Origin of the sequence: Bacteroides clarus YIT 12056, from assembly GCF_900129655.1 — a bacterium.
Taxonomy (GTDB): Bacteria; Bacteroidota; Bacteroidia; order Bacteroidales; family Bacteroidaceae; genus Bacteroides; species Bacteroides clarus.
Map to the genome: position 1 here is coordinate 517691 of NZ_FQWK01000001.1, position 18638 is coordinate 536328.

An 18638-nucleotide genomic window follows, 5' to 3' on the forward strand; every position below is an offset into this window, starting at 1 on the left:
TAAATGGTCTGCTTGTTGTTAATATTATTTTTTGTACTTTTGTTCATTATAGTAAAATATAATATAAGATAGATGTAAATTAATGTGATACATTTTTTTATGATGAGAAGGATATCGGCACTATTGTTATTGCTTGTCGTCTCTGGAACGCTTTATTCCAGAAGTAACGAAATGAGTTTGCTGCTTGCCAGACTGGATTCGGTATTGGCAAACAGCGGAAAGTATGTTTTGGAGAAAGAAGAAAGGATAGAAGAACTGCAGGGTAAGCGGGCTTCGGCATTGAAACTGGAAGACAAACTGTGGATTAACAAAATGTTGTATGATGAATATTTTGTTTATAATGCAGACTCGGCTATGGCATATGTGGATGATAATATAGAGATAGCGGGTTTGTTGGGGCGGAAAGACAAGAAGCAGGAGTGGATATTGAATAAAGTTTTTCTTCTTACGGCTCAAGGTCTGCTGCACGAAGCCGAAAAGGAGCTGCAACATGTGGACATGGCTTCGCTGGGTGAGGAGACGATATTTCAATATTATGATACGAAAATATACTTGTACTCGCACCTGGTGCAATTTATCGGGAGCCGTCTGGAACTGGTAAACTCTTATCATACTCTTGAAACGGAATTAAAGCACGAGGCCAAGCATCACATTACGCCTGAACATCCTTCGTATTATAGCTTTTGCGCATCGCTGCACAAGGAGTATCCCCGTTCCGCGGAAGGCGACAGCATAAAAGCGAAGCTAAAGGAGATAGTGGATAAGTCGTTGCTTGCTACCCGGACTGACGCTATCAACGCCTATGCGCTTGCCGTTATGTATTATAATGAGGGCGATGAATATAATTACGAAAAGTATCTGGCCTGCTCGGCGATAGCGGATATAAAAAACTGTAACCGTGATATAGCTTCTTTGGAAGAACTCTCCAATATGCTTTACCTGCAAGGAGACATAGACAGGGGGTATGTCTATATAAGCCATTGCCTGAAGGCGGCCTTGTTATATCCCAACAGGGTACGTGTGATAAATATTTCGGCGGTAATGGACAAACTTCAGCATGCTTACAGCCAAAGGAATGAAATGCAGGAAGGCAAATTGCGTAAGTCGCTCCGCATTGTCAGCATCTTGTCCGTCGTTCTGTTCGTATCCGTATTGTTCATCTGCCTTCAATTCGGGAAATTGTCGCGTTCCCGCAAAAAACTGGATGAAGCGAACCGGCTTCTTAACTTGCACGTTGGAGAACTTTCCGATGCTCACAGGATGCTGGCGGATGTAAACAAGGAGCTCAGCGAGATAAACGAGCGGTTGAAGGAAAGTAATAACAGGTTGCTGGAATCCAATTATGTAAAAGAGGAATACATAGGATATGTGTTTTCTCTATGCTCCAATTATATCACCAAACTCGAGGAGTATAGGAAAAACATCGGCAGGAAGCTTAAAGCAGGTCAAATAGATGATATAAAATCACTGGTTTCGGGTAATACCATTGTACAGGGGGAACTGAAAGAGTTTTACCATAGCTTCGACGCTATTTTTCTTCATGTATATCCGGATTTTGTGGAGGACTTCAATTCTCTTTTGCGTGATGAAGAAAGAATTGTCCTGAAAGAAGGCGAACTCCTGAATACGGAGTTGAGAATATATGCTCTTGTCCGGCTCGGAATAAACGACAGTGTAAAGATTGCGGAGTTTCTCCATTGCTCTCCGCAGACGGTTTATAACAATCGGCTGAAGACCCGGAATAAGGCGGCTATCCCTAAAGACGAATTTGCCGAAAGAGTGCATTTGTTAGGGAAAATGCAGAAATAGGAAAGGTGTCTTTATCATTTATCATCGGAAAAAGTTTACTCTTTGTGTTTGTTATGTTGCTGGTAATCAGTGAAGTGATATTAACGCTTATTTACTTCTACTGCTTACTTGCGTATACATGGTATGTACTGCCATGTTACCTTTGTTTCAGAAAATTAAAAATAGTGTTACCTTTTAAATTTAATTTATGAGACAAGAAAAAAACAATTCACAGAGTGCTAATTTGTTATCTTTTTACTAATTATGAAAAATGCATTATTATTATCTTTATTAATTCTTCTGGCAGGTCCTCTGCGGGCACAGCAGGAGAAAGTTTCTGTATTGAACGACCATACGGGAGCTAAACTGCTTGTAGGCGGCAAGCCTTTTATGGTGAATGGCATGAACTGGGATTACTTCCCGATAGGGACCAACTATTCGTATTCTTTATGGACCAGACCGGACGACGTGATTAAAGCCGCGTTGGATATCGACATGTCTCTATTGAAGAATATGGGAGTAAACGCCATCAGGCAGCATATGGGTGTGCCTGCCAGGTGGATACAATATATTTATGAGAAATACGGTATCTATACCATGATATACAGTTCTTTCGGACGTTATGGAGTGACGCTGAACGGCGCGTGGATGAGCAATACCGACTATTCTTTGCCTGAAGTGCGGAAAGTCCTGTTGGATGAGGCCAAGGAACTGGTGAAAGAATATGATAATACACCGGGATTGCTTCTCTATCTGCTCGGTAATGAAAACAACTACGGTTTGTTCTGGCAGGGAGCCGAAACCGAAGATATTCCGGTGGAAGACTGTAAATCTACCATTCAGGCAATTCATCTCTATAAATTGTTTAATGAGGCGGCGGTAGAAATGAAGAAGATGAACGCATCCTATCCCATAGCCATTTGTAACGGTGACCTTTTGTTCCTCGACATCATAGCCCGGGAGTGCAAGGATGTTGATATCTTTGGCGTGAACTGCTATCGCGGCGACTCTTTCGGTGATTTGTTCAGCAGGGTAAAGGCGGAATATGGAAAGCCGGTACTGTTTACCGAGTTCGGTTCGGACGCCTTCAATGCCGTAACGATGAAAGAAGCCCAAAAGGAACAGGCGGATATATTGTTCAAGAACTGGGCGGAGATATATCTGAATGCGGCCGGAGTAGGCAACAACAATAACTCCATCGGCGGTTTTACCTTCCAGTTTGCCGACGGATGGTGGAAATCAGGGCAGACGACCAATCTGGATGTACACGACACCGAGGCTTCGTGGAGCAACGGCGGATATTTGTTCGACCACGTGGAGGGAGAAAACAATATGAATGAGGAGTGGTTTGGCATATGCGCCAAAGGAACGCCTGACAACAGGGGGATATACGAGCTTTATCCGCGTGCCGCATACTATGTGCTGCGAGATATACATAAGATTAATCCTTATGTTTCGGGAACCAATACTTCCTCAATCCTGAATAAGTTTTCCGATATAAACGTAATGTCTTCTGTCTTATCCGCCCGTAGCGACAAGGCTGCCTTGCAGGGTGAAACCACCCGGTTGATACGGCTCAGCGAGCTTAGAGGAGAATTTTCGACTTACAATACGGGAGGGACGCACACGACTACTCCAAGCTCCAAACCGGATGTTCCTACCGAATTTCCCGCTTTTAAAGGTTTCGACCATACGGAGTCTTTCTATGTAGGCGTCGCTTCGAATCCGACGGAGAATGTGCAGGCGGAGGTTACCGTAAACTTTCTGGGAAATGTAGCCGAGAACCCGATAGATGAGATATTCTATGAGAACAGGGGACGTTCCAGATATATAGTGGACGGAAACGGCGAGTATGTGGATTTAGGTCCGTTGGAACGGTTTAAACTTTATAGCGCGGGCTTTGACTGGAACGGCAAACTCTTTAACCTGAAAACATTCTTCCGCAAGGGGCACTATCATTGGGGATACGAAGGAGACTTCTTCGGATTTTATCCGGAAGCCAATTATGGCGACAATATGGACATTTATGGCGGTGAAGCCCCTTTCGGGACGGAAATCGAAGGTAAGGGATTCTTTAAAGGCTTTAAAGCGGCCTTCGGTCCGGAATTGTGGTGGGGAGCGAACCCGGCTCTGCTCGTCAAGTATCAACGGAATATAGGCAAGTTCGATGTAGCCGGTATTTTCCATTACGACTTATCGCAACGCAGAGGCTCTACTACGTCATACGCCATTCCTTCGCCCAAGAACACCAGGGCTTCCTTTATGGTAGGACGGACATTCGGACGTTTCAACATCGTGGCCGGCGGTTTATGGTCGGGAACGACGTTGGTGGGACGTACATTTCAGGCTACCAAGGAAGATAAGGCGGATGCCGTTGTCTATTCGGACGTAGTGAAGACCTCCGATACGTTTGGCGGCAAGCTGAAGCTTACTTATAGCGGCGGCCGGTTCAACGCCTATGCGCAGGGTGCGATAATGGGATTGGTGGCCGAAGGTGGAACGGACTATACCCGTACGCTTACCGGGTGGCGGCTGAAAGATAGCGGCAGCGGAAACCAGTCCAATGTTCTTGCGGGTTTTACCTATAATATAGGCAATTTCCAGATAGCGCCTAATTTCTTATGGCAGAAACCGCTTGTAGGTCCGATGCCTAATGGCGTGAATGCTCCCGGCCGACCCAGAAATATCCTCGATGACCCCTTTGCCGTGAGAGATAACAGGGAAACGACCGCGGGCGAGCTTCTGTTGACCTACGACCCTACACCCGCCACATGGATGTACGACTGGGAGAATGAGAACAACGAAGACGCTCCGTTTGCCGCTTCATTGGGCTTTATTTACCGTCATCATCCCACTTCACAGGATGCGGCGATAGGTATACAGGCTAACGGACGTTCCACTTTTGCCTTTGGGGGAGCTGCCCCGGCGCACGATCTCTGGGAGACGAACCTTAAAATAACTTCGCGCATCACCAATGATTTCGGAATAATAGGAAGCGCATACTACGGAACGGGTCAGGCTAATGGAGACGATGCGCGCCTTATCAGAAGGGCCGGTGCCGAAGTGAGAATGATTTATAAGAAATTAAGACTGAACATGGAGGCAAAGTTCAACGACTGGGGGCCTTATGACTATCACAAGGATTTTAATCTGACTTTCCCTTTCCAGGGTATGCTGGACTTGTCCACCAACCTCGCGCAGCCTAAATGGCTTGGCAAGTTGTCTACCCGTGTGGGTATCAGAGGTACGTACAGAACATTGGACCAATACTCTCCCCGCTATGTCGCCGGATATGTTGCGGACGGAGTAGGCGGCTTTGAGTCGAGTACGGATATCATCGGTGCGGGACGCGGCAACGAATGGGAAGTGAGAACTTACATAGCATTCAGTCTTTTCTAATCAACGGATAAATAAATACGATACTTATGAAATACAAAAACAATATATCAGCCAAACTTCTGGTTGCGGTGGCTGTGCTTTCGCTGTCCGGATGCACAAGGGAGATAGATACGGATGTGTTGGCGACTTACCCCAATCTGCCGGAAGTATTTATCGACGGATTCTCGTCCGATTTGCAGTATCAGGCATGGGGAAAAGTGACAAATTTCGATACGGATACGGATACCAAATACAGCGGTACTACATCTATAAGGGTGGAAGTGCCTGTTCCGAGCGACCCGATGGGCAACTATGCGGGAGGTGTCTTCTATTCTTCTACCGGCAGAAACCTTTCGGAGTATGACGCGTTGACGTTCTATGCCAAATCTTCCGTGCCGGCTAAAATGGAAGTCGGGATAGGAAATTATGACACGGAAGACTATTTGGTAGGATTACAGGACGTAAAGCTGAATGCCAACTGGAACAAGGTTATTATTCCTATTCCCAACGCGGCGAAGCTGCTTTCGGAAAAAGGCTTGTTCTATTACTCCGCCGGCGCGGTGGATGGCGAGGGCTATACGATATGGATTGATGAGGTTAAGTTTGAATACCTCGGTACGTTGGCTCATGCCCATATAGAGGATGTGGAACGACCCGGCTTCCCCGGAAAAGTGGATATAGGGACACTTACGGAAACCATAAACCTGCCGAATGGAGTAAACCAGACGATGCAGGTTTCCTCGAAGTTCTTCACCTTCGAATCTTCCGACCCGGATGTGGCTTCTGTGGCAGATAACGCCATAACGGTTCATAAAAGCGGAGAGGCGGTTATTTCTTTGAAAGAGGCGGGCGGACAGATAAAACTGCACTGTTATGATTTCGCTCCTACGCCCGAAAGAAATGAATCGGAAGTACTCTCTTTGTTCAGCGATTCTTATAGGAACAAGATTACCGCCAACTGGAATCCCCGGTGGCAGTACTCCACAGCGGAGTATGAGGATATGGATACCGGCGACAATCATATCGGATATTACAGCAATCTGAACTTTGTGGGCATCGTATTCAATTCGGTTGCCGATTGCTCGGCGATGACACATCTTCATTTGGATGTATTGAGCATGGACGAGATAGGTACAGGCTCTGAATTCAAAGTCGAGATACACGAAAGTAACAGCAATAACAATATTGTCTATTTGGCTACAAAGGCCACGCATCCCGATTTCAAAGCGGGGCAATGGCTTTCGCTCGATATTCCGCTGAACGATGCGGGCAAGCAGATAACGCAACTGGTTCTGGGATGTGACAGTAATACCAAGAACATTCTTTTGGATAATATTTATTTTTATTAAAGATGATGACTTATGAAACATTATAGAATCGTATTATTGGGCTTATTTACCATTTCCTTATCATTGTTGCTGGGTAGCTGCGAAAAGGATGAGGAAATCATCGAGCGTACGGAATGGGTACTTTCCTGGTCGGATGAATTTGATACGCCGACCGAAGACGGTAAACCCGATCCTTCGAAATGGGTGCACGAAACGGGCGCTACGGGAAACGGCAACCAGGAACTGCAAAACTACACCGACAGAGTAGAGAACGCCTCTTATGTAACTTACAACAACCTGGGATGCCTGAAGATAACCGCATTGGAGGACAACTATGAGGGGATAACGTATTCTTCCGCCAGAATTAAGACGGAAGGACTGTTTGAACAGAAATACGGACGCTTTGAAGCGCGTCTGATGTTGCCGTACGGTCCGGGCATCTGGCCTGCATTCTGGTTGCTGGGCGCCAACTACGCTACGGACGAATGGCCTGCATGCGGCGAGATAGACATTATGGAGAACAAGGGATACCAGCCCAATATCGTATCGAGCGCCTTGCATCTTCCGGGGCATTCGGCGGGAAACGCCATAACCCAGACGTTTGGATACGAGAAACAGCGGTTTGACACCGACTTCCATGTGTTTGCGGCAGAATGGGATGAGACTAAAATAGACTTCTTTGTGGATAATGTGCTTTATAAAAGAGTAAAGGCTGTTGATGTAACCGATGGCGAATGGGTGTTCGACCACCCGTTCTTCATTATCCTGAATGTGGCGGTAGGAGGAACTTTCGGCGGCAATCCTACGGAAGACACCGTATTTCCCCAAAGCATGTATGTGGATTATGTAAGGGTGTACCGCAAATCGACAAGTCCCGAACAACCCGGTGCCGCGGGAGGCGACGTTTCTTCCAACGGAACGATAGGAAGCTGGGACTTTAACGGAGCAGACTCCGACAAAGGACTTTTAGAGCCCGACCTTAATTAAATTGTCAATCTACTTTTAAAGAATCAGAATTATGAATCTAATAAATATACACAACTGTTATATAGGACTTATGGCGGTTATGTCCCTTGTGCTCGTTTCGTGCGCGGATGAAACCGGATTGGATAACAGCCGGGAGAGAGGTGACATCGTTTTCTCCGCCCAGATAGGCAAGGCGGTAAGCAGAATAACAAATAATCAATGGGACGGTGACGAACTGGTAGGCATAAAAGTAGGCGAAACCGTGAAAACCTACAAAGTGGCAGCCGACGGAAAAATGTCTACCGAGGACACGCCTTATGTGTGGGACGGAACAAGCTACGACGTGTTGGCATGGAGCCCGCTTACCGATGAACTGATAGACCTGACAGATCAGACTACGGAGAAGAAACTCTTTGACTGCGATTTGCTGGTAAGTACTGCCAAAGTCAATTCCAAGAATATGCGCCTTGTGTTTAAGCACCGGATGACCCGGATGTGGTGGGAGCTTCAGAAGTTTGAAGGGTACACGGAAGAAGAGGTAAACAACGCGAAGATTTCGTTTGTAGGCTATGGAGCGGTAATGTACACGGATGGTGAGGTGACACCGGTAGGCGAGGCAGACCAACTGATTGCTACTCACAATACGAGAGGAGAATATTACAGAAACGGAGAAGCCATGCTGGTGTCGGGTGATATGTGGGGAAAGCCTCTGATACGGATAGAAATCGGAGGAGACGTATATACGTATACCCCGAGCAAGGACGATGCGAACGATGTGGCGAAGAAGACGGGTGACTTGCTGCCTAATGTATGGCAGCGGTATTACTTATCGGTCAGCAAACAGGGATTGAAAGTGGATATGGAGTCCGGTGAAATAGGTTGGAGCAATGGGAATATCGATGGTGGTGATATTGTGGATGCTAATTTTAAGGTTGTGATTCCTGAAGAAATAAAAGAAATGGATGGTTATGGATATGATGGCTTGGATGAGCAAGGCTTTATAATCAATACTGATAATAGTTTCTCCATAACTTATAAGGAGAGTAAACCGAGCGGCGGTATCAATTTCGAAGGTTTATGTGACCGGGTACGTACGGTAGCTCAGAGTAGTGGTATGGTTACGTTTACTTTCAGCAATATCCGTTCAGACATAAAGTTGGCATATACTGAGGAGTATATGGAAATAGGTTATTACTTCTATAAAGACGGAAAGTTCGGCTCGGATTATAAAGATGGCAATACAATAGGTATAATATATAAGATAGGCAAGCATGCTACGGATGATATTGCAAATTATGCAGGTTCAAAACTTGAAGACAATATCCGCGGCTATGTAGTGGCTTTAAAGGATGAGGTAAATGATGAAGATGATACCTTCCAATGGCGGACTGGAACTGATAGTGAAGGTTTATCCGGGGATGACTATCCGGAGAATGGAGTAGGAGATGGAAAAACCACTAAGTATTTGGGATATCCTAATACGAAATATCTTATAGCGAAAGCTGAGGAAAAAAGGATAGAAGTGCCGGCGGCATCGGCTTCTACCAGTAAGGATGCACCGGAGAATACATCCGGTTGGTATTTGCCTTCTCACACACAGTTGAAGGACTTGGCTGTTCTTGCGAATGCTTCATACCCCAATTACATTCCGTTGAACGGTACTTATTGGGATAGTTCATTCGATGGCGGGAATACCAATGCTTACGTTGTAAACTTCAATGCGAACGGAGCCATAGGCAGTACCGAATTTTATAAGCAGGTGGACGCTAAAAACAAAGTCCGTCTTATCCTGACTTTCTAATCAATCACTAAAAATAAACAATTATGAAACAACTATATTTATATATCAGACTGGCATCTGTGTTATTGCTGCTCTCGGCTTGCGCACAAGATAATATGCCGGGCTTGGACGAAGAAAGCGCAACGGGTGTTTCTGATGACATTCTCACTATCCATACAGTAGAGCAAACCGGTTTTAGAGCAAATCAGAGTACGCGTTCATTCTATACGGACTATGCCATAAAGTTTGAGAACGATGATAAACTCGGGCTTATACTGATAGATGATAATGAACAGATAGGCAACGTTCCATTCTCCTATACGGAAGCCGGAGGCTGGTTTGGCGGTGATGACGCATATTATACTTCTGCCATAAGCAAGATTATCGCTTACTATCCGTATAACGAGAGTCTCCCAACGAATATAGCTTCTTTAGAAGCCTTGAAGAATACAGTGGAGATAAAGGCCGATCAAAGTTCTTTAGACGATTTTAAGCAAATGGATTTGCTGGTATGCGAGATTGCCAATCCTGTTCCGGAACTGGATATCAACTTCGAGCACGCTTTTTCCCTGATAGAGCTTTCGGCTGAATCTGTTGTAGATGTGGACGGGGAGGAGTTCACATACAATGTGGAAATGTCCGATGTTGGATTATCCATAGGTGATGCCATGTACACTCCGGCTACTCTAAACGGTACTTATGTTTGTCTGATAAAGGATGGTGTACAGTTGGAGCAGAACGAATTCAGATATTTCTATACCATATCGGGCAACGTATCGGCAAAGACGATAAGCAGCACTACTTCTATGGTATCCGGTACGCAATATACTTTCCCGTGCACGATACCGTCGGCGGGTGGTGATGAGGAAACTGTGGCAGCAGGTGATTTTTATTGCGTATCCGACGCTACCAATAATGTGGTTATCATTCCGGGTAGCGCCGCTGCTATTCCTGCCGGACTGACATGTAAAGGTGTTGTGTTCCATATACTGGATGATGATGATTTCAGTAGTTTTAAAACAACGAATGGTTTGGAAAACGTAACTTTGAGAGGATATAAAGGTATACACGGTTTGGTGGTTTCGTTGAAAAAAGGACAGGGCTTTGGAAGCTTAGATGCAAATAGCATAGAAAATGCTTTAAAAGAAATAGATAATGATAATTACACAAATAAAAATATATCCAATGGCTATATGATGACGCAGAATTTATTAGAATCAGAAGATATTTCATTTACTGCTTTGGATAGCCATAAGTCGGAAATCATACCGAATACCACTTCTTGGTATGCTTCTTCCTTCAATGAACTTAAATATCTTATAAGAGGTAAAGATGCGTTAGAGGATAATTCTGCTTTAGGCCAAGAGTGCATCAATAAATCGTTAAAGAAAATTGGGGCGGAAACTTTATTAGGTAATATTCCTTCTGTTACCTACTATTATGCAGAAGCAGGTGGTGATAAGGGACTATACCTAATGAATAGTACTAATGGGGTACAAACTTTTTGGCCTGCACCTACTGAAGCCTTTTATCCGATTTGTGCTTTCTGATGCAAATGGCACACGGTGGCTTAGTGATATTTAAAGAACTAAATTTCAACACAGATTTATGAAACTGACCAATACATTATTTACCGTAGCCGTTGCCGCCTTGTCGCTGACAGCTTGCGGTACAAAAAATACGAATGCCGATTTGGAAATAGAGAATAAAGTGGAAGCCTTGCTCGGCAAGATGACCCTTGAAGAAAAGTTGGGGCAGATGAACCAGCTAAGCCCGTGGGATTTCAACGAGCTGGCAGGCAAGGTACGTAAGGGCGAGGTAGGCTCTATACTGAACTATACCGATTCGGCATTGGTGAACAAGATACAGAGAGTGGCGGTAGAGGAGTCCCGTTTGGGTATTCCCCTGTTGGTATCCCGAGATGTGATACATGGCTATAAAACTATCTTCCCCATTCCGCTGGGGCAAGCCGCCACATTCAATCCTCAGATAGTAGAGCGCGGTGCACGTATAGCTGCCGTGGAAGCTTCTGCCGATGGTATCCGCTGGACGTTTGCGCCTATGATAGACATTTCACGCGACCCGCGTTGGGGACGCATCGCTGAAAGTTGCGGAGAAGACCCTTATCTGACTTCGGTAATGGGTACGGCAATGATAAAGGGCTTTCAGGGAAGCTCACTGAACAGCCCTACTTCAATGGCAGCATGTGCAAAGCACTTTGTGGCTTATGGCGCTTCCGAAGGCGGTAAGGATTATAATTCTACGTTTGTTCCCGAAAGAGTGTTGCGTAATGTGTATCTTCCCCCTTTCAAGGCCGCAGTAGATGCGGGATGTGCCACTTTCATGACTTCGTTCAATGATAACGACGGCGTGCCGGGTACGGCAAACAAGTTCGTACTGAAAGACATCCTGCGCGATGAATGGAAGTTTGACGGAATGGTAGTGACAGACTGGGCTTCGGCTGCCGAAATGATAAATCACGGCTTCTGCGCAGACGGTAAGGATGCCGCCGAGAAGTCGGTCAATGCCGGGGTGGATATGGATATGGTGAGTGAGACCTTTATCAAGAACCTGAAGCGGTCTTTGGAGGAAAATGTAGTGTCCATGCAGGCGATAGACAATGCGGTGCGCAATATTCTCCGCCTGAAATTCCGTATGGGCTTGTTCGATAATCCTTATATCGCTACACCGCAACGTGTGAAATATGCGGAGGAACATCTGAAGGCCGCAAAAGAAGCTGTAGAACAATCGGTAATTCTCTTGAAGAACAGTAACGGGACACTTCCGCTGACGGATAATGTACGTACGATAGCCGTCGTCGGCCCTATGGCGGACGCTCCGTACGAGCAACTGGGAACATGGGTGTTCGACGGCGAAAAGGAACATACCGTTACCCCGTTGAAAGCCATTAAGGAGATGTACGGCGACAAGGTGAATGTCATATTCGAACCTGCGCTGGCTTATAGCCGCGACAAGGACCGGAGCGGTATTGTGAAAGCCGTAAGCGCGGCACGCCGTGCGGACGCGGTAATTGTTTTTGTAGGAGAGGAGTCTATTCTTTCGGGTGAAGCGCATTCTCTTGCCAACCTCGACCTGCAAGGAGCGCAGAGCGAGCTTATAAAATCATTGTCTGCTGTCGGCAAGCCGTTGGTGACGGTAGTCATGGCAGGTCGCCAGCTCACTATCGGTAAAGAGGTGGAGGCTTCGGATGCTGTGCTTTACTCATTCCACCCGGGTACAATGGGCGGCCCTGCCATTGCCGACATTCTGTTCGGAAAGGTCAATCCCAGTGCAAAGACTCCGGTTACTTTCCCGCGTATGACGGGACAACTACCTATGTATTACGCGCATAATAATACCGGACGTCCTGCCAATCCTACCGAAATGTTGATAGACGAAATTCCTGTTGAGGCGGGGCAGACTTCCGTAGGATGCCGTTCATTCTATCTTGATGCAGGTGATACGCCGTTGTTCCCGTTCGGTTATGGCTTGTCTTACACGACGTTCGAGTATAGTAATCTGAAGTTGGCTTCGGACATGCTTACCGTAGGCGGTGAACTGCTTGTAACAGTGGATTTGAAGAATACGGGGCGGTATGACGGTGTGGAAGTTGTCCAACTGTATATCCAGGATAAGATAGGCTCGGTGACCCGTCCGGTAAAGGAACTCAAGGCTTTTCGCCGTGTGGCACTTAAGGCAGGAGAGTCTACGGTCGTTTCATTCTCCCTGCTTGTTTCCGAGCTTGCCTTTTGGGGGTATGACATGACTTACGGCGTGGAACCGGGTGACTTCAGGTTATGGGTAGGAACAAGCAGTGCCGAGGGGTTGTCTGCCGACTTTACCGTAGCGGCTCGTTGACACGCGCATCGTAGTTCAGGATAACAATAGATAGCACGGTATATGTGCAAAATATAAGTAGCCCTTTACGCTTCCTGAAGTAATATTTTGGAAGCCTGAGGGGCTACTTTACAATGTTGAGGGGTTATGTTATGAGGGGAATTGTCGTTGTTTGTCCCTCAAGTATTCGTAGAAAGTATATTGCGACCGTATCTTCTCCTTTTGCGGACGGGCTGATTTCCAACGGTTATGCAGGCGGTCGTCCACAAAACAGGCCTTGCGCTTGTCCGATAGCTGAATGGAGAGCATATCAGACAGCTCCCGTTTCAAGTCCGGGTCTAAGATGGGAGTTACGGCTTCGATGCGGCGGTATAGGTTGCGGCGCATCCAGTCCGGTGAGCCGAGAAAGAGTTTCGGTTTTCCGCCATTCCCGAAGTACCATACGCGGGCATGCTCGAGGAAAGTGTCTACGATACGTGTTACACGGATGTTACGGCTGAATTTCCGTCCGGGAATCAGGCAGCAGATACCCCGTACGATAAGGTCTGTCTTGACTCCCGCCTGCGAAGCCTCGTACAGCCGCTCTATCATGGCGGGGTCTTGCAGGGCGTTCATTTTGAGGATAATCCTTCCCTGCTTTCCGCTTTTTGCCAGTTCTATCTCATGGTCGATGAGGCGGTTCAGTTCGGGTATCAGATTGAAACGCGCTACCAGCAGACGGTGGAATACGGGATTTTCCTTACCCTGGAAAGTGCGGAACAGGTTGTGCAAGTCGTTTACGAGTACCGGGTTGCAGGTGAACAGGCCGGAGTCGGCATAGAGCGTGGCTGTCTTCTCATTAAAGTTTCCGGTACTTATATAGGCATAACTGGGCAGTTTGTGTCCTTGCCTGTCGCGGCGCAGCACAAGGGCTACTTTGGCATGTACCTTCAGTCCGGGCAGGCTGAACAGGATATTGATGCCGGCTGCTTTCATCATCTCGGCGGTTGCCAGGTTGTTCTCCTCATCGAAGCGGGCTTTCAGCTCCACGAAAACGGTTACTTTCTTGCCATTCTGCGCAGCGGCTATCAGGGTGTTGATAACGGCGGAGTTTTCCGCGACACGATACTGGGTGACCATAATTTCGCGTACGGTAGGCTCGTGTACGGCTTCGTACAGGAAATGGATGAAGTGCTCGAAAGAGTGGTAGGGATAGTGCAGCAGCAAATCCTTTTTCTCCACATACCGGAAGATGGACTCCCGTTCGTCCAGGCAAGTCAGCTTCATGGGCTGGGGCTTGCGGATGGGGCGTACGGCACTGTTCGGGTTGGGCAGATGCCGCAGGTCTTCCATGTTGAGGTGCTTGTCGCCGGGTACCAGCTCTTGACGGTTGATGCGGAAAGCGTCTACCAGAAAGTCCAGAAAATCGTCGGGCATGGCACGGTCGTATACAAAACGGCAGACTGCTCCTATCTTGCGCTTTTTAACCTTACTCTTTACCTGCTCTATAATCTCGGATGTATTGGCCGATTCATCTATCAGTATATCCGCATCCCGTGAAATCTTGATGCAATAACTGCTGTCTACGTCATAACCGGGAAAAATCGTATCGATATTGGCCTTGATAATGTCCTCGATGAACATCAGGTAATAGTTCTTTTCATGCTTGGGCAGCTCAATGAAGCGGGGCACTTTACTGTAGGGCAGCTTCATGACGAAGTATTGTATACGGTTGGGATCGTCCGAGGGCACACCTTTTAAATAGAGGCGTACGGCCAGATACAGACGGTTGTCGCGCAAGAATGATATGACTTTGTCCTTGCTGACGGGCACGGGAGTGAGATATGGAAAGATTTCTTCCCGGAAGAAGCGTCTCAGGAATTCTTTATGGAAAGGCTCTACGTTGCGGCTCTGATAAAAAATGATGTGCTGTTGCCGCAGTGCGGGCAGTATCTTCTGTTCATAGATGCGGATACGCTCTTCCAGCTGGCGGTTTACTTCCTCGTTGATTTCGGCTACCAGCTGCATGGCAGACTGTACGCTCTCTTCATCGCTATGCGCGGCGCCGGTGGCGATGGCCTTATGGTCGGCTACACGTATTTTGTAGAACTCTTCCAGGTTGGACGAGTATATGGATATAAAGTTGATGCGCTCGTACAGCGGCAGTGTGTCGTCTTCTGCTTCCAGGAGTACCCGGTAGTTGAATGACAGCCAACTGATGTCGCGCTTGAAATATCTGCTCTCCATAAGATTAGGTTTATTTTCCAAATATAGCTACCTTTGCAGATATAAACAAAGGAAAGATGACAAAAGTTGGTTTACTGTCGGATACGCACGGATATTGGGATGAGAAGTACTTGCAATACTTCGAGCCGTGTGACGAAATATGGCATGCGGGTGATATCGGTACATTGGAAGTTGCGCGGAAACTGGCGGCTTTCCGTCCGTTTCGCGCGGTGTACGGCAACATAGACGGGCAAGACCTGCGTCAGCTTTATCCCCAGGTGCTCCGTTTTACGGTAGACGGTGCCGAGGTGCTGATGAAACATATCGGCGGTTATCCCGGCAAGTACGATCCGTCCGTACAGGGAAGCATTCTGGTACGTCCGCCCAAGCTGTTCGTCAGCGGGCATTCGCACATATTAAAGGTGAAGTTCGACAAGACACTGGGTATGCTTCATATAAACCCCGGTGCGGCAGGTATTTACGGTTTTCACAAGGTGCGTACGATGGTGCGTTTCGTTATAGACGGCGGTGTGTTTAAAGACCTTGAAGTCATAGAGCTTGCAGGCTGAGAGCTTTTAAACAAATATTGATACATTAGGAAAATAAATATTGCAGTTAAGAGTTTTGTCAATTAAAAAAATTACCTTTGTGAGGTAATAACTGATTTATTATGAAAGGAATACAGAATACTACAACGAGTAATTTTGGTTCATTAATTGGTAATGGGCGTAGATATATAGTACCTAAATTTCAAAGAGATTACTCTTGGGATAGTGAGCAATGGGATGATTTATGGGTTGATATTGATAAGATGATATTGGAAAATGGAGATCACTATATGGGGTATTTAGTATTACAAACTACAAATAGTAAGGAATATCTCATTATTGATGGTCAACAACGTTTTACTACGATTACTCTTATCATTCTTGCCGCAATTAAATCGATACAAAAACTTATAGATAGGGGAGAAGATGTAGAAGAAAATGAAAAGCGAAAACAAAGCCTACTCAATACATATATCGGAAATATAGATCCGGTTACTTTGGAATATGATAATCTTCTTGTATTGAACAGAAATAATAATGGGTATTACAAAGAATATATAGTGAAGCTTGGGGATCTTAGAACGAGAAATACCTCATCAACAGAAAAATTGATGAAACAATGTTTTGAATGGTATGAACGTGAACTGAGCAGTAAGTTTAATAGCGGAAGGGAATATGCACAATTTATCACTACTCTTGTAGATAATTTGTTTTTTACAATTATTACAGTGAATGATGAAATGAATGCATTTAGGGTATTTGAGACATTGAATGCTCGAGGTGTCCAATTATCTTCATCAGATTTACTGAAAAACTATTTATTTTCTTTAGTCGATACTAATGTACAACATCCGGGGCGGCTAGATACCCTTGAAGATAAATGGTCTATACTTACTAAAAATATAAGGGCCGAGAAACTTCCTGATTTTGTGCGTTATTATTGGAATTCTAAAAATAAAACAGTCAGGGCAAATGATTTATTTAAAGCTATTCGAAATGATATAAAGACTGATATACAGGTCTTTGAAATCATCAATGATATGATAGTTTATAGTGATATTTACATGGCGTTAAAAGATCATACTGATGAATATTGGGAAGGAAATCAAAGTATCTGTCATCAAGTTGAACTTTTGAATATGTTTGGTTTAAAGCAACCTTACTCTTTACTGATGGCTGCGAAGATTAATTTGTCAGAGAATTTATTTATTGAAGTATTAAAGGATGTTACGATTTTAGGCTTTAGATATAATGTTATCTGTGGTAAAAATCCGAATGACATTGAACGAGTATTTAATGAAATTGCTATCAAAATAACCAAAGAAAAGAGTTATCCTAAATCTTTATTAAAGAAAATCTATGTTGATGATCAAGAGTTCGTTGGTATGTTTAATACTAAAAGTATGGTCAACAACTCTCGCAATAATAGAATCGTTAAATATATATTGGGCAAATTGAATAAGTATAATGGTGGTCAGCGAGAAGTTGATTTATATAGTGAGGTGGATACTATAGAACATATCTTGCCACAAAATCCAAGTGAAAATTGGCAAATAGATGAAGAATCCGCTGAACAATTAGTGTATAGATTAGGAAATCAATGTTTACTTGAAAAAAGTTTAAATAAAAACTTAGGTAATTCTGAATATAGTGTAAAAAAAGAGATTTATAGAGAATCGTCTTTTAAAGATACCAAAGACATTGCTGAAAATTATGACCAATGGGATAAAAATGCAATTAATAGTCGTCAAAGTAAGATGGGAAGAAGTGCCAAAGCCATTTGGAAAATAGATTTTTAGGTTTCAATTTGGGTAGGTCTTATTTTTTTTAGATATTTGCACCTTGAATAGCAACGAGAGCCGTGGGGCATTGTCCTCCTTCTTATTTTATTCTACATTTGAAGTCAATCCAATAAAGAACTGAAATATGAAAGGAATTATTCTTGCAGGTGGCAGCGCCACTCGTCTCTATCCATTGTCCAAGGCTATCTCCAAGCAGATTATGCCTGTCTACGACAAGCCCATGATTTACTACCCCCTTTCCACTTTGATGCTGGCGGGAATACGTGAAGTGCTGATTATCTCCACTCCGCGCGACTTACCCATGTTTCGCGATTTGTTAGGAACGGGCGAGGAGCTTGGCATGTCTTTTTCTTATAAGGTACAGGAGAATCCCAACGGATTGGCACAGGCCTTTGTGCTTGGAGCGGAGTTTCTGAACGGTGAGCCGGGATGCCTTATTCTGGGTGACAATATGTTCTATGGTCAGGGCTTTTCCGCCATGTTGAAGCGTGCCGCTTCCATCGAGAAAGGCGCGTGTATCTTCGGTTATTATGTAAAAGACCCGCGTGCGTATGGCGTGGTGGAGTTCGATGCCGACGGTAAGGCCATTTCTTTGGAAGAGAAGCCTGCACAGCCCAAGAGCAATTATGCGGTTCCTGGTTTATACTTCTATGACTCCACAGTGACGGAAAAAGCCGCCGCTTTGAAACCGTCTGCCCGCGGTGAATATGAAATTACCGACCTCAACCGTCTTTATCTGGAAGAAGGTACATTGAAAGTAGAGCTTTTCGGCCGTGGCTTCGCCTGGCTTGATACGGGTAACTGTGACAGTCTGCTCGAAGCCAGCAATTTCGTTGCTACCATACAGAACCGTCAGGGATTCCGTGTGAGCTGTATCGAGGAGATAGCATGGCGCAAAGGATGGATAGATGTAGACCAGCTCCATCGCCTCGGTGAACAACTGGGCAAGACGGAATATGGCAAGTATTTGATGGAACTTGCGGACTCGTACCGCTGACAAGAAGCA

Annotated in this window: 11 protein-coding genes; 10 read left to right on the forward strand and 1 reads right to left on the reverse strand. The window is 45.4% G+C overall.

Going from position 1 to position 18638, the window contains the following annotated elements:
• The first annotated feature begins 99 nt into the window (after positions 1–99).
• The 7 genes from BUB52_RS01915 to BUB52_RS01945 all read left to right on the forward strand — a co-directional run bounded on the left by BUB52_RS01915 (position 100) and on the right by BUB52_RS01945 (position 13098).
• Entirely contained in the window at positions 100–1809 is a 1710-nt protein-coding gene (locus BUB52_RS01915; RefSeq protein WP_039951125.1) for a DUF6377 domain-containing protein, read from the forward strand.
• Between the two features lie 243 nt (positions 1810–2052).
• On the forward strand, positions 2053–5187 hold the full coding sequence (locus BUB52_RS01920) for a glycoside hydrolase family 2 TIM barrel-domain containing protein (protein WP_073212578.1): 3135 nt from the start codon (positions 2053–2055) through the stop codon (positions 5185–5187).
• A gap of 26 nt (positions 5188–5213) precedes the next feature.
• On the forward strand, positions 5214–6515 hold the full coding sequence (locus BUB52_RS01925; protein WP_009123228.1) for a carbohydrate binding domain-containing protein: 1302 nt from the start codon (positions 5214–5216) through the stop codon (positions 6513–6515).
• A gap of 12 nt (positions 6516–6527) precedes the next feature.
• Positions 6528–7481, forward strand: a complete 954-nt coding sequence (locus BUB52_RS01930; RefSeq protein ID WP_009123229.1) for a glycoside hydrolase family 16 protein — start codon at positions 6528–6530, stop codon at positions 7479–7481.
• Positions 7482–7512: 31 nt separating this feature from the next.
• Positions 7513–9261, forward strand: a complete 1749-nt coding sequence (locus tag BUB52_RS01935; protein ID WP_009123230.1) for a fimbrillin family protein — start codon at positions 7513–7515, stop codon at positions 9259–9261.
• A 23-nt stretch (positions 9262–9284) separates the two neighbouring features.
• The gene (locus tag BUB52_RS01940; protein WP_009123231.1) at positions 9285–10790 is read left to right on the forward strand and encodes a fimbrillin family protein; all 1506 of its coding nucleotides are present in this window, start codon (positions 9285–9287) and stop codon (positions 10788–10790) included.
• Between the two features lie 58 nt (positions 10791–10848).
• Positions 10849–13098 carry a glycoside hydrolase family 3 N-terminal domain-containing protein gene (locus tag BUB52_RS01945; protein ID WP_009123232.1) on the forward strand — a complete coding sequence of 750 codons (2250 nt, stop codon included), beginning with the start codon at positions 10849–10851 and terminating at the stop codon, positions 13096–13098.
• A gap of 129 nt (positions 13099–13227) precedes the next feature.
• Here the strand turns inward: BUB52_RS01945 and BUB52_RS01950 are convergent, their stop codons facing one another.
• Complete coding sequence (locus BUB52_RS01950; protein ID WP_009123233.1) at positions 13228–15303, reverse strand: RNA degradosome polyphosphate kinase; 2076 nt, start codon at positions 15301–15303, stop codon at positions 13228–13230.
• Positions 15304–15359: 56 nt separating this feature from the next.
• On the opposite strand from BUB52_RS01950, the gene BUB52_RS01955 reads away from it, so the two are divergent.
• The 3 genes from BUB52_RS01955 (at position 15360) to rfbA (ending at position 18629) form a co-directional block, all read left to right on the forward strand.
• Entirely contained in the window at positions 15360–15851 is a 492-nt protein-coding gene (locus tag BUB52_RS01955) for a metallophosphoesterase family protein (protein WP_009123234.1), read from the forward strand.
• Between the two features lie 101 nt (positions 15852–15952).
• Complete coding sequence (locus BUB52_RS01960) at positions 15953–17629, forward strand: DUF262 domain-containing protein (protein WP_009123235.1); 1677 nt, start codon at positions 15953–15955, stop codon at positions 17627–17629.
• A gap of 127 nt (positions 17630–17756) precedes the next feature.
• Complete coding sequence (gene rfbA, locus BUB52_RS01965; RefSeq protein ID WP_009123236.1) at positions 17757–18629, forward strand: glucose-1-phosphate thymidylyltransferase RfbA; 873 nt, start codon at positions 17757–17759, stop codon at positions 18627–18629.
• Positions 18630–18638: the final 9 nt, after the last annotated feature.